The 12375-nt window shown below is 61.2% G+C and carries 11 protein-coding genes; 7 read left to right on the top strand and 4 right to left on the bottom strand.

Annotated features, from left to right (window positions below; all coding sequences use genetic code 11):
- Window positions 1-29 precede the first annotated feature (29 nt).
- Window positions 30-359, top strand: coding sequence for a DUF805 domain-containing protein (locus ABLV49_RS17780; RefSeq protein ID WP_349278524.1), 330 nt, complete (start codon window positions 30-32; stop codon window positions 357-359).
- A 138-nt stretch (window positions 360-497) separates the two neighbouring features.
- Here ABLV49_RS17780 and groL read toward each other — a convergent pair whose 3' ends face one another.
- Together groL and groES are read right to left on the bottom strand one after the other, a co-directional pair.
- On the bottom strand, window positions 498-2147 hold the full coding sequence (gene groL / locus ABLV49_RS17775; protein ID WP_011800071.1) for a chaperonin GroEL: 1650 nt from the start codon (window positions 2145-2147) through the stop codon (window positions 498-500).
- Window positions 2148-2250: 103 nt separating this feature from the next.
- Window positions 2251-2541 (bottom strand): co-chaperone GroES, encoded by a 291-nt coding sequence (gene groES / locus ABLV49_RS17770; protein WP_011800072.1) that lies wholly within the window; start codon window positions 2539-2541, stop codon window positions 2251-2253.
- 344 nt (window positions 2542-2885) lie between these two features.
- Between groES and ABLV49_RS17765 the strand changes: the two genes are divergently transcribed.
- The gene (locus ABLV49_RS17765) at window positions 2886-3572 is read left to right on the top strand and encodes a hypothetical protein (protein ID WP_349278522.1); all 687 of its coding nucleotides are present in this window, start codon (window positions 2886-2888) and stop codon (window positions 3570-3572) included.
- Between the two features lie 74 nt (window positions 3573-3646).
- On the opposite strand, the gene metK is transcribed toward ABLV49_RS17765, so the two are convergent.
- Window positions 3647-4834 carry a methionine adenosyltransferase gene (gene metK, locus ABLV49_RS17760; RefSeq protein ID WP_349278520.1) on the bottom strand — a complete coding sequence of 396 codons (1188 nt, stop codon included), beginning with the start codon at window positions 4832-4834 and terminating at the stop codon, window positions 3647-3649.
- A 169-nt stretch (window positions 4835-5003) separates the two neighbouring features.
- Here metK and ABLV49_RS17755 point away from each other — a divergent pair, with 169 nt between their 5' ends.
- Window positions 5004-5852 carry a lysophospholipid acyltransferase family protein gene (locus ABLV49_RS17755; protein WP_349278518.1) on the top strand — a complete coding sequence of 283 codons (849 nt, stop codon included), beginning with the start codon at window positions 5004-5006 and terminating at the stop codon, window positions 5850-5852.
- Window positions 5853-5905: 53 nt separating this feature from the next.
- The gene (locus ABLV49_RS17750) at window positions 5906-6745 is read left to right on the top strand and encodes a lysophospholipid acyltransferase family protein (RefSeq protein ID WP_432280029.1); all 840 of its coding nucleotides are present in this window, start codon (window positions 5906-5908) and stop codon (window positions 6743-6745) included.
- A 112-nt stretch (window positions 6746-6857) separates the two neighbouring features.
- On the opposite strand, the gene yihA is transcribed toward ABLV49_RS17750, so the two are convergent.
- Complete coding sequence (yihA, locus tag ABLV49_RS17745) at window positions 6858-7619, bottom strand: ribosome biogenesis GTP-binding protein YihA/YsxC (protein ID WP_349278514.1); 762 nt, start codon at window positions 7617-7619, stop codon at window positions 6858-6860.
- A 201-nt stretch (window positions 7620-7820) separates the two neighbouring features.
- Here yihA and ABLV49_RS17740 point away from each other — a divergent pair, with 201 nt between their 5' ends.
- The 3 genes from ABLV49_RS17740 (at window position 7821) to ccsB (ending at window position 12311) form a co-directional block, all read left to right on the top strand.
- The gene (locus tag ABLV49_RS17740) at window positions 7821-8498 is read left to right on the top strand and encodes a c-type cytochrome (RefSeq protein WP_349278512.1); all 678 of its coding nucleotides are present in this window, start codon (window positions 7821-7823) and stop codon (window positions 8496-8498) included.
- 196 nt (window positions 8499-8694) lie between these two features.
- Window positions 8695-10923, top strand: coding sequence for a cytochrome c biogenesis protein ResB (locus tag ABLV49_RS17735; RefSeq protein ID WP_349278510.1), 2229 nt, complete (start codon window positions 8695-8697; stop codon window positions 10921-10923).
- The gene (ccsB, locus tag ABLV49_RS17730) at window positions 10920-12311 is read left to right on the top strand and encodes a c-type cytochrome biogenesis protein CcsB (RefSeq protein WP_349278508.1); all 1392 of its coding nucleotides are present in this window, start codon (window positions 10920-10922) and stop codon (window positions 12309-12311) included. Before ABLV49_RS17735 ends, ccsB begins: the two co-directional genes overlap by 4 nt.
- Window positions 12312-12375 lie beyond the last annotated feature (64 nt).

Here is a 12375-nt window from a genome sequence, read left to right as displayed (position 1 = left end):
GTTCCTTAATCAACCCAGAGGAGGAAATCATGAATTTTGGCCAAGCCATTTCCAGCTGCCTGCGCAACTATGCAACATTTTCGGAGCGCGCATCGCGTTCGGAATTCTGGTGGTTTTTTCTGTTCCAGATACTGGTTTCGATTGCTGCCAACACGGTCAGCGAGAAGCTGGGCGGCTTGATCAGCCTGGGCTTGCTGCTGCCCGCGCTGGCGGTGGGTGCGCGCCGGCTTCACGACATCGGCAAGAGCGGCTGGTGGCAACTCCTCATGATCTCGGGGATCGGATTCCTGGTGCTGGTTTACTGGTGGGTCCAGCCCACGGAGGACGACGTCAGCAGCTACGGCTCCAGCCCGGCCTGAGTTTTCAGTTTTCGCAAAGCCATGAAAAAGGGCCACGGTGCTTTCGCACCGTGGCCCTTTTTTTGCGTCAAGCCGCAAAAATGTGGGGTCTGCGTCCGGGCTTTTCGGGAAGCCCGGCATCCGTCCCCACTATTTTGATTACATGCCCATGTCGCCCATGCCGCCCATGCCACCCATGCCGCCACCCATGCCGCCGGCAGGTGCGTCGTCTTTAGCGGACTCGCAGACCATGCATTCGGTCGTCAGCATCAGCGATGCGACGGACGCTGCATTTTGCAGAGCCGTGCGGGTCACTTTCGTGGGGTCCAGGATACCCATTTCGATCATGTCGCCGTAGGTGTCGTTGGCGGCGTTGAAGCCGTAGTTGCCGGTTCCGGCCAGCACGGCGTTCACCACCACAGAGGCTTCGCCGCCTGCGTTGTAAACGATTTCGCGCAGTGGGGCTTCGATGGCGCGCAGGACCAGCTTGATGCCGGCGTCCTGGTCAGCGTTGTCACCCTTGATGACGCCTGCGGTCTGCTTGGCGCGCAGCAAAGCCACGCCGCCGCCAGCCACGATGCCTTCTTCGACGGCAGCGCGGGTGGCGTGCAGTGCATCTTCAACGCGGGCTTTCTTTTCCTTCATTTCGACTTCGGTGGCAGCGCCAACCTTGATCACGGCAACACCGCCGGCCAGCTTGGCCACGCGCTCTTGCAGTTTTTCACGGTCGTAGTCGCTGGTCGCTTCTTCGATCTGCACGCGAACCTGCTTGACGCGCGCTTCGATGTCAGCAGCTTCGCCGGAACCGTCGATGATGATGGTGTTTTCCTTGCCCACTTCGATGCGCTTGGCTTGGCCGAGGTCGGCCAGCGTCACTTTTTCGAGCGACATGCCGACTTCTTCAGCGATGACCTTGCCGCCGGTCAGGACGGCGATGTCTTCGAGCATGGCCTTGCGGCGGTCGCCGAAGCCAGGAGCCTTGACAGCCACAACCTTCAAAATGCCGCGCAGCGTGTTCACGACCAGCGTAGCCAGGGCTTCGCCTTCGACTTCTTCGGCAATGATCAAGAGCGGACGGCCAGCCTTGGCGACTTGTTCCAGGGTAGGCAGCAGGTCACGGATGTTGCTGATCTTCTTGTCGTAGAGCAGAACAAACGGGTTGTCCAGCAGGGCGGACTGCTTTTCAGGGTTGTTGATGAAGTAAGGCGAGAGGTAGCCGCGGTCAAACTGCATGCCTTCGACGACGTCGAGTTCGGATTCGAGTGACTTGCCGTCTTCAACGGTGATCACGCCTTCCTTGCCGACCTTGTCCATGGCATCGGCAATGATCTTGCCGATGGTTTCGTCAGAGTTGGCCGAAATGGAGCCGACTTGAGCGATTTCCTTGGAGGTGGTGGTGGCTTTGGAGGCTTTCTTCAGTTCTTCGACCAGGGCATGCACTGCCTTGTCGATGCCGCGCTTCAGGTCCATCGGGTTCATGCCGGCGGCCACGTACTTCATGCCTTCGTGAACGATGGCTTGCGCCAGCACGGTAGCGGTGGTGGTGCCGTCGCCAGCGATGTCGGAGGTCTTGGAAGCGACTTCCTTGACCATCTGCGCGCCCATGTTCTGCAGCTTGTCCTTGAGTTCGATTTCCTTGGCGACGGACACGCCGTCCTTGGTCACGGTCGGGGCGCCGAAAGAGCGCTCCAGCACCACGTTACGGCCTTTGGGGCCCAGGGTTACCTTGACGGCGTTGGCCAGGATGTTCACACCCTCGACCATGCGTGCGCGGGCTTCGCCGCCGAAAATTACGTCTTTTGCAGCCATGATGCAGATTCCTTAAAATTTATGAATGAAATAGCCTGTTTGCGCATATCACATATGCATGGACAGCTATTAAATAAGTAGCAAGATTGAAGATGACGAGAAATTACTTCTCGACCACTGCAAACAGGTCTTCTTCTTTCATGACCAGCAACTCGTCGCCGTCAACCTTGACCGTCTGGCCGCTGTATTTGCCGAACAGCACGCGGTCGCCGACCTTGACAGCCATGGCGCCGAGTTCGCCCTTGTCATTCTTCTTGCCTGGACCGACAGCCAGAACTTCGCCTTGATCAGGCTTTTCAGCGGCGCTGTCAGGAATCACGATGCCGGAAGCGGTTTTGGTTTCGTTTTCCACGCGTTTAACAATCACGCGGTCATGCAAAGGACGAAGATTCATGAAAAGCTCCTTGTTTTATAAAAATAACAATGGTTTGGGGGAAATCGGAAGCACCCGCTGAAAAGCGAATGCCTGTCAACAGAGTGGCGTGAACATGCTGTTAGCACTCCACCTCATCGAGTGCTAATGATAGGGGCATTCAAGTCTGTTTTCAAGACCCGCCGGTTTAATTGATCGGTCCGGCTGTGATCCGGGCCTGCCGCTTGGTCTGGAAATGATTCCCCAACTTTTTTCGATGGACGAGATAGCCGCGAAGATTCGCGACATGCTCAATGGCGATGCCCCTACAGGCGCTGTGCTTCCATCGGAAAATACTTGAAGATCTTTTTTTAAAACCTGCCCTTATGTCCAGCGATAGTCATTTTTTGAAAGAGCGCCTCGCCGAAGCGGCCCGCTATGCACTCATGCGCCGGCTGCTGCCGGCCATCCGCCATAACCTGGCCGGTTCGCTGCAGCCCATTGGCATGATGGCGGGCATGCTGGAAAGGCGGATCAAGTCAGCCGCGCCCGACATGGCGCAGCTTGGCAAGAACACGCAAGCCCTGACCACCCTGTCCCGCGAAGCCGTGGCGACTTCCCTGAATCTGATGGCCTGGCTGGGACCCAGGGACAACGCTCTGGTGGCGCTGAACGGCGCGGTTGAAGAGTCCTTGGGCTTGATGTCCACCGAGCTTTCCTTTCGCGGGTTCTCCGTCGTCAACCAGACCGCCGAGGTGTCGGCCGAGTTGCCCAAAGGCATTCTGCGCAGCGTTTTCACCGCCAGCCTGATCGCCCTGACCGACTCGGTCGAGGAAGCGGCCAGCGTGGTGGTCAGCGCTGCGGGCGAGGCGGGAGACACCCGGCTGAAAATCGCGATAGAGCCGGGCGGCATGGCTGAGCTTGCATCAATGGGAAGCAGGATGCCGACCTATCGCATCCTGCAATGGGCTGATGTTCAGGCGCTCGCTGACGCGGAAGGCGTGCATCTGGACTATGCGCCCGACTTCGTGCAACTTGATTACTGTACCGCAGCCACTGTGTTGACCCGTTGATCATGACCAGGAGGCCAGCATGACAAAGACGCTGTCTGCGCTGAAGTCAGGGCCGGGCGGTCCTGGCTACGGCTTCAGAATCCGGCTGCCGCCCGCAGCAGGGCGGCCTTGTCGGTTTTTTCCCAGGTGAATTCCGGCTCGTCACGGCCAAAGTGGCCATAAGCCGCAGTCTTTTCGTAAATCGGACGCAGCAGGTCGAGCATCTGGATGATGCCGTTGGGGCGCAGGTCAAAGTGTTCCTGCACCAGCGCCGACAGTTTCTCGTCAGAAATCACGCCGGTGCCTTCGGTATAGACCGTCACATTCATCGGCTTGGCCACGCCGATGGCATAGGCCACCTGGATCTGGCATTGCCGGGCCAGGCCGGCGGCAACGATGTTCTTGGCCACGTAACGCGCCGCATACGCTGCCGAGCGGTCCACCTTGCTCGGATCCTTGCCGCTGAAGGCACCGCCGCCGTGCGGGCAGGCGCCGCCGTAGGTATCGACAATGATCTTGCGCCCGGTCAGGCCGCAGTCGCCCTGCGGTCCGCCGATGACGAAGCGGCCGGTCGGGTTGATCAGGTAGCGGGTGTTCTGCAGCCACTCCCTGGGCAGCACCGGCTTGATGATCTCTTCAATCACGGCTTCGATGAACGAGGCCTTCATCTTGTGCGGCGTTTCGCTCTGGTCCGGGCTGTGCTGGGTGGACAGCACCACGGTGTCGATGCTGTGCGGCTTGCCATCGACGTAGCGCATCGTCACCTGGCTCTTGGCGTCGGGACGCAAAAACGGCAGGCGGCCGTCCTTGCGCAGCTGGGCCTGGCGCTCGACCAGGCGGTGCGCGTAATAAATCGGCGCGGGCATCAGTTCGGGCGTTTCGTCGCAGGCATAGCCGAACATCAGGCCCTGGTCGCCGGCCCCTAGGTTGAGGTGGTCGTCGCTGGCGCGATCAACGCCCTGGGCGATGTCCTTGCTCTGCTTGTCGTAGCAGACCATGACCGCGCAGCCCTTGTAGTCGATGCCGTATTCGGTGTTGTCGTAGCCGATGCGCTTGAGGGTGTCGCGGGCGATCTGGATGTAATCGACGTTGACTTCGGGGAGGGCGGTGATTTCGCCGGCCAGCACCACCAGGCCGGTGTTGGTCAGCGTTTCGGCGGCCACGCGGGCGTGCGGGTCTTGCTTGAAGACAGCATCCAGGATGGCGTCGGAAATCTGGTCGGCCACCTTGTCGGGATGGCCCTCGGAAACGGATTCGGAAGTAAAGAGAAAATCGTTCGCCATTGCGTACACTCCATGAAGTTTTGTTGGCGCGTTGCCAGCAGGAAGTGCTTTGGCGAACGCTTTAGCAGTTTGGTTTAATGTCGCCCTGCAAGTTGTTCAGTAACTCGGCGACAGGCGCAATTATAAGACCCCCACATTTCTGCCGGCCTTGCCCTTTATCAACCTTTCCATGCTCTGGTTATTCCGTTTTTTCTCCCGCTGGCCGCTGGCTGTGCTGCATGCGCTGGGCGCCGGGCTGGGCTGGCTGGTCTGGCTGGCCAGCGCGCGCTACCGCGCCCAGTTCCGGGCCAACGTGGCGCAGGCGGGCCTGCCGTTCGAGGCGGCCCGGCCGGCGATTGCCGAAGCCGGGCGTTTCGTCGGCGAGCTGCCCCGGCTGTGGATGCGGCCGCGCGCGCAATCCTGTCTTGGCAATGTCCGGGTGCAGGGCCAGGCCCATGCCGCGCAGGCTTTTGCGCAGGGCAGGGGCGTGATTTTTTTCGGTCCACACTGCGGCAGTTTCGAGCTGGGGCCGCAGGCGCTGGCCGAGCTTTACGGGCCGATCACCGCCATTTACCGTCCCGCCCGCAAGGCCTGGCTGGCCCGGCTCGAAAGCTTCGCCCGTGACCGCCGCAATCTCGCCGTGGTGCCCGCCAGCCTCAGCGGCATCCGGCTGATGCACAAAGCCCTCAAGGCCAACCAAGCGGTCGCCATGCTGACCGACCAGGTGCCGCCCGAAGGACTCGGAATCTGGGCGCCGTTTTTTGGCCGGCCCGCCTACACCATGACGCTGGCCGCCCGGTTGGCTCTGCAAAGCGGCGCGGCGCTGCTGCCGGTCAGTTGCGAGCGCCTGCCTAGGGGCCGGGGTTATTTCCTGAAGATCTGGCCGGCTGTGGCGGGTCTGCAAACCCGCGAAAAGGCCGACATGCTGCAGGCCGTCACCCGGATCAACCAGGCGATTGAAGCCATCGTGCTCAGCCAGCCCGGCCAGTATTTGTGGGGCTATGCACGCTACAAGACGCCGCGCAAGGAAGCCGCTTGAAAAACTTTGGCCAGCGGGCCGGCCGCGTCACCACCCTGGGCGGCATTGCTTTCATGAAAGGGCTGGCCTACCTGCCGCTGCCCGTGGTGCGCGCCCTGGGAACGGCGCTGGGCTGGGTGCTGTATGGCTTGATCGGCGGGCGCCGGCGCGTGGTGCATGCCAATTTCTCGGTGTGCTTTCCCGAGCTTTCAAAGGCGGCGCGGCATAAGCTCGCCCTGCAGACCTTTGTCTATTTCTCGCAAGCCTGGCTGGACCGCTCCTGGCTGTGGCATGCGCCCAGGGAATGCGTACAGAAGCGTGTCCGGCTGACCGGCGCGGTCGAGGAGCTGGCCGGCACGGCGCCGACGGTGATTTTCCTGCCGCATTTTGTCGGCCTGGACGCGGCCTGGGCGGGCATGGCGCTGGCGATGCCCCGGCCCTCGACCACGATTTACACCGACCAGTCGAACAAGCTGGTCGATCAATGGATATTGCAGGGCCGCCAGCGCTTTGGCCACCTGCGCCTGTTCGGACGCATCGAGGGCGTCAAGCCCATCGTGGCGGCACTGCGTGAAGGCCAGCCGCTGTACTTGCTGCCCGATATGGATTTTGGCCCGGACGAATCGGTGTTCGTGCCGTTTTACGGTGTCCAGGCCGCCACCGTGCCGTCGCTGTCCCGCTTTGCGCGACTGGGCCGGGCCAAGGTCGTGCCCTTGCTGCCGCGCCTCACGGCCGATGGCTACGAGGTGCAGGTGCTGCCCGCCTGGACTGACTTTCCCGGCAGCGACCCGGTGGCCGACACGGCGCGCATGAACGCCCGGCTGCAGGACTACATCGCCACCATGCCGGCGCAGTATTACTGGGTCCACAAGCGCTTCAAGACCCGGCCCGAGGGCGAGGCTTCGCTGTATTGAGCCTGGTTACGCCATCTTGATGCTATATTTTTAATAGCTGTTTACGCTGGTGGGCTGTGCGCTACAGCCATTCTCTGCTTAAATTTTGCTTTTTGCAGCACCCGCCGGGCGTTCAGGGCTGTTCAGGCGTCTGTGGTGGCGATGCGTCAGTGTCAACTTCAGCTTCAGGAAGCACTTTGGGCGCCTTGACCGGCTTTTCCTTCGGGTGCGCCCAGTCCCACAAATGCTGGGCCACTTCTTCAACGCCCTGGCGCTTGAGCGAAGAAAAGAGCTTGACGTCGCCGCCGCCGGCCTGCAGCTTGACGATCTGCAGCGCCTTGGCCGCATCGGTCTTGTTGAGCTTGTCGGATTTGGTCAGTAGCACCAGGAACTTCAGCCCGGCCTCGACACGCGGCCGGATCACGTCGAGCAGCACTTCGTCCAGTTCCGTCAGTCCCAGGCGCGGGTCGCACAGCAGGACGATGGCCTTGAGGTTGTCGCGCGTCTGCAGGTAGTTGCCCATCACCTGCTGCCAGCGGTACTTGGCTTCCTTGGGCACGGCCGCATAGCCGTAGCCCGGCAAGTCGGCCAGCACGGCATCTGTCACGCCCTGCTTGCCCAGCGAGAACAGGTTGATGCTCTGGGTGCGGCCCGGCGTCTTGGAGGCAAAGGCCAGCCGGTGCTGCTGCGTCAGGGTGTTGATGCAGGTGGATTTGCCGGCGTTGGAGCGGCCCACAAAGGCAATTTCGGGAACCTCGATGCGTGGCAGGTGCTTGAGTTCGGGCGCGGTGGTTAAAAACTTGGCGGTGTGCAGCCAGCCCATGGCGATTTTTGGATCGGGAGCGGTGGCGGCGGCAGAAGAAGGGAGGGAGGCTGAAGCGTCTGGAGAAGTCATGGTGGGGCGATCCCTGAAGGTCGGAGGCTGCGCTGCCATTGCAAGGCAGGCAAGGAAAAATAATGGATTGAAAACAGCACGCCCCGGCGGGCAGGGCATGCAGGGGCCATTTTCCAAATCCCGATAATAGGGCCTGGCGTCAAGCCATTGTAAAATCCCGGATTACCAAGTTCTGTGCGCCAACCAATTAAAAGCCCCGATATGAAGCTGTTAGCTACTTCCCTACTGGCCGCCTTGCTGGCCTTGCCCGTCATGTCTTCATTTGCTGCGGGTGAAGCCGCACCTGCAGACGCCGCACAGACGCATGCCGCACCCGCCGCAGCGCCGGCCATGGCGGCCAAGCCTGACCTGGTCAAGGGAGATGCCACATTCACGGCAGTATGCGCAGCCTGCCACGGCGCCGACGGCAATTCCGGAACCCCCGCCTACCCCAAGCTGTCGCAGCAGCACCCCGAATACCTGGTCAAGCAGTTGCAGGAATTCAAGTCCGGCAAGCGCAAAAACGCCGTCATGCAGGGCTTTGCCGCCACGCTTTCCGATGACGACATGAAAAATGTCGCTTACTGGGCAACGTCCAAAAAAGCAAAACCCGGTTTTGCCAAGGACAAGGAAACCGTCACGCTGGGTGAACGCATTTACCGCGGCGGTATTTCAGACCGCCAGGTTCCAGCCTGCGCCGGCTGCCACAGCCCGACAGGCGGCGGCATCCCTTCGCAATACCCGCGCCTGAGCGGCCAGCATTCCGAATACACCGCTGCGCAGCTGACCGCTTTCCGCGACGGCGTGCGTGCCAACAGCATCCCAATGACCCAAGTCGCCGCCAAGCTCAATGACAAGGAAATCCGCGCGGTTGCCGACTACATTGCCGGCCTGCGCTGAGCCGTTGAACCTGCGGGTTTTCCTTGAATCAAGGGAAACTTTTTGACGCTGCCCGTCAAGAAACTTTCGCTGGCATTGAACCCAAGCCGCAATAATCAGTCATATCAAGGCGGGTCTTTCTGAAGAAAGCCCGCCTTTTTGTTTTTACCGTCTTCTTTCACATCACACAAAAGCCCTCGGGTTCTCAATTTCACCTATGACCGTTTCCACCGAAGGTATGAAAGTCAACTGGGGCTCGCGCACCCTGCGCGCGTGCGTGGAGTTGCTGTCGTCGATGCGATTTTCGATTTCGCTGCTGACCGTCATCTGCATTGCGTCGGTGATCGGGACGGTGCTCAAGCAGCAGGAGCCGCTGGGCAACTACGTCAACCAGTTCGGGCCGTTCTGGGCGCAGGTGTTCAGCTTGGCCAGCCTCAACACGGTGTACAGCGCCTGGTGGTTTTTGCTGATCCTGGCTTTCCTGGTTGTTTCCACCTCCCTGTGCATTGCGCGCAACACGCCCAAGATCCTCGCCGACTTCAGCCAGCTCAAGGAAGACGTGCGCGAGCAAAGCCTCAAGGCCTTTGGCCACCGCGCGCAGGCCGCCCTGGCCGAGTCGCCTGAAGCGGCCGCACGGCGTATCGGCCAGACCCTGGTGCAAAGCGGCTGGAAGGTCAAGCTCCAGCAACGAAATGCCGGCTGGATGGTGGCCGCCAAGAAGGGCGCGGTCAACAAGCTCGGCTATATCGCCGCGCACAGCGCCATCGTGCTGATCTGCATCGGCGGCCTGCTGGACGGCGACATGATCGTGCGGGCGCAGATGCTGCTCAATGGCAAATCGACCTATACCGGCGGCGGCCTGATCGCCGATGTGCCCGCAGCGCACCGCTTAAGCGAGCGCAACCCCACCTTTCGCGCCAATCTCCTGGTCTCCGAAGGCACGCAGTCGAGCACCGCGATCTTGAACCAGCCGGGCGGCGTGCTGCTGCAGGAGCTGCCTTTTGCGGTGGAGCTGAAGAAATTCAGCGTCGAGTACTACTCCACTGGCATGCCCAAGCTGTTTGCCAGCGACATCATCATCCATGACAAGGCCAGCGGCGAGAAAACGCCGGCGCGGGTCGAGGTCAACCATCCGGCGAACTACAAGGGCGTCGAGATTTACCAGTCCAGCTTTGACGATGGCGGCTCCAGCGTCACGCTCAAGGCGATCCCGATGTCCGCTGCCAGCAAGGCCTTCGAGATTCAGGGAACGATTGGCGGCATCAGCGCGCTGACCAATGGCCAGGGGCCTGGCGCCGAGCAGCTCACGCTTGAATACACCGCGCTGCGCTTGATCAATGTGGAGAATTTTGCGGGCAGCAACGGGGGTGTCTCGGGTTCCGGCGCAGATGTGCGCAAGGTGGACCTGCACCAGGCGATTGAAACGCGGCTCGGCGCGGCCAACAAGACCGTGACCCAGAAACAGCTGCGCAATGTCGGCCCCAGCATCAGCTACAAACTGCGCGATGCGGCAGGCCAGGCGCGCGAGTTCCAGAATTACATGCTGCCCGTCAAGATGGACGACAGCGCCGACAACCCGGCCATGTTCCTGATGGGCGTGCGTGAAAACCCGGTGGATGCTTTTCAGTACCTGCGCATTCCGGCCGATCCGGAAAGCAGCACGGCTACCTTTGTGCGCCTGCGCGCCGCGCTGGCCGATCCGGCGCAGCGCGAACTGGCCGTCAAGCGTTACGCCCGTCTGGCCGTGGGTTCGGACCGACCTGAACTGGCCCGGCAGCTGAGCGAGTCGGCATCGCGTGCGCTGGCTTTGTTTGCCGGAGCGGAGGCTGTTCCCGTTGCCGGCGCTTCAGCCGCCAAGGTGAAACCGGTGGCCGGATTGCAGGCCATTTCCGATTTCATGGAGGCCAACGTGCCCGAGGCCGAGCGCAGCCGCGCCGGCGAAGTGCTGGTTCGCATCTTGAACGGCGTGCTGTTTGAGCTGACCACAATGACGCGCGAGCAAGCCGGCCTCAAGCCCTTGCCGCAGGACGAGAAAACCCAGGCCTTCATGTCGCAGATGGTGCTGAGCCTGTCGGATGCCCCCCACTATCCGGCGCCGATGGCCTTTGAACTCAAGGATTTCAAGCAGGTCCAGGCCAGCGTCTTCCAGGTGGCGCGCGCCCCCGGCAAGAAGATCGTCTATCTGGGTTGTGCTTTCCTGATCCTCGGTGTCTTTGGCATGCTCTACATCCGCGAGCGCCGGCTTTGGGTCTGGCTGGCACCGCAAAAGCACACCCCTGAAGGCAGCAATGATGATTCCACGGGCAGTGGCCATGCGATGCATTCAGTGTCAGAATCTGCCGGAAAAAGCCAGGCCACCATGGCCTTGTCCACCAACCGAAAAACCATGGATGGCGACAAGGAATTCGAGATGTTGAAGACAAAACTGTTGCAGGCCCCCCTATGAATACCACGACGAGCATCAACACCACGACCACCCTTTCGGCCGGGCGCGGCAACAGCACGCTCAGCCTGAACGAAGGTTACTTTGCCCGCCGCAATGCGCTCGACTGGGTGTTTGCCGTGCTGGTGGCGGGCGGCTTCCTGTATGCCTTTGCCCGCTACAGCGCCTACATGGATGTCTATGAGAAGGGTATTTTGTTCGCGGCCATTCCGGCCACCATTGCCATGGGCTGGTTCTGGCGGCCCTTGCGCCTGCTCATGGCGGTCGTCGCCGGTTTCGCGCTGTTGGGCATCGCGTCCTACCAGGGCGACCTGGCGCGGGCCGAGCAGGTGTTCTGGCTCAAGTATTTCCTGTCCAGCCAGTCGGCCATTTTGTGGATGAGCGTGCTGTTTTTCATGAGCACGATTTTTTACTGGCTGGGCATGTTCGCCGGCAACACGCCGACCAGCACCGGCTCCAGCCACAGCGCCACGCTGGAGTCGCTGGGTTCCAAAATCGCCTGGGTCGGCGTTGGCATGGCGCTGATCGGCACGCTGGTGCGCTGGTATGAAAGCTACCTGATCGGCGCCGACATCGGGCATATCCCGGTCAGCAACCTGTACGAGGTGTTCGTGCTGTTTTGCTGGATGACGGCGGCGTTTTACCTTTACTTTGAAGCCGAGTACAAGACCCGCGCGCTGGGCGCATTCGTCATGCTGGTGGTCAGCGGCGCGGTCGGATTTTTGCTCTGGTACACCGTGGTGCGTGAAGCCCATGAAATCCAGCCGCTGGTGCCGGCCCTGAAAAGCTGGTGGATGAAGCTGCATGTGCCGGCCAATTTCATCGGCTACGGCATGTTCTCGCTGGCGGCCATGGTGGCGCTGTCCTACCACGTCAAGCAGCAGGCCCATGAAACCCGCTGGTACAGGCTCACGCCCCTGTGGCTGCTGGGCGTGGTGCTGTGCTTCGTGCCGATTGTTTTCCGCAAGTCGCCACTGGAGGCCGGCGGCAGCCATTACTGGATCGGTTACCTGCTGGTGGCCGGCCTGATTGCTGGCGGCATCTTGCTGGGCCGCAAGCACATTGCCGCGCGCCTGCCGAGCCTGGAAGTGCTGGACGACGTGATGTACAAGGCGATTGCCGTCGGTTTTGCCTTTTTCACGATTGCGACCGTGCTGGGCGCGCTCTGGGCGGCCGAGGCCTGGGGCGGCTACTGGAGCTGGGACCCGAAGGAAACCTGGGCGCTGATTGTCTGGCTCAACTACGCCGCCTGGCTGCACATGCGCCTCATGAAGGGCTTGCGCGGCACCGTGGCGGCCTGGTGGGCGCTGGTGGGCCTGCTGGTCACCACCTTTGCCTTCCTGGGCGTCAACATGTTTCTGTCGGGCCTGCACAGTTACGGAACCTTGTAGCAAAAAACTGAATCCTTGTAAGAACTCGCTGCGTACCACGACCAACGTACATCCAGTACTTCAA

It is taken from the genome of Polaromonas hydrogenivorans (assembly GCF_040105105.1).
Lineage (GTDB): Bacteria > Pseudomonadota > Gammaproteobacteria > Burkholderiales > Burkholderiaceae_C > Polaromonas > Polaromonas hydrogenivorans.
Note: the sequence above shows the minus strand (reverse complement) of the source record. Positions and strands in the feature narration are given on the sequence as shown.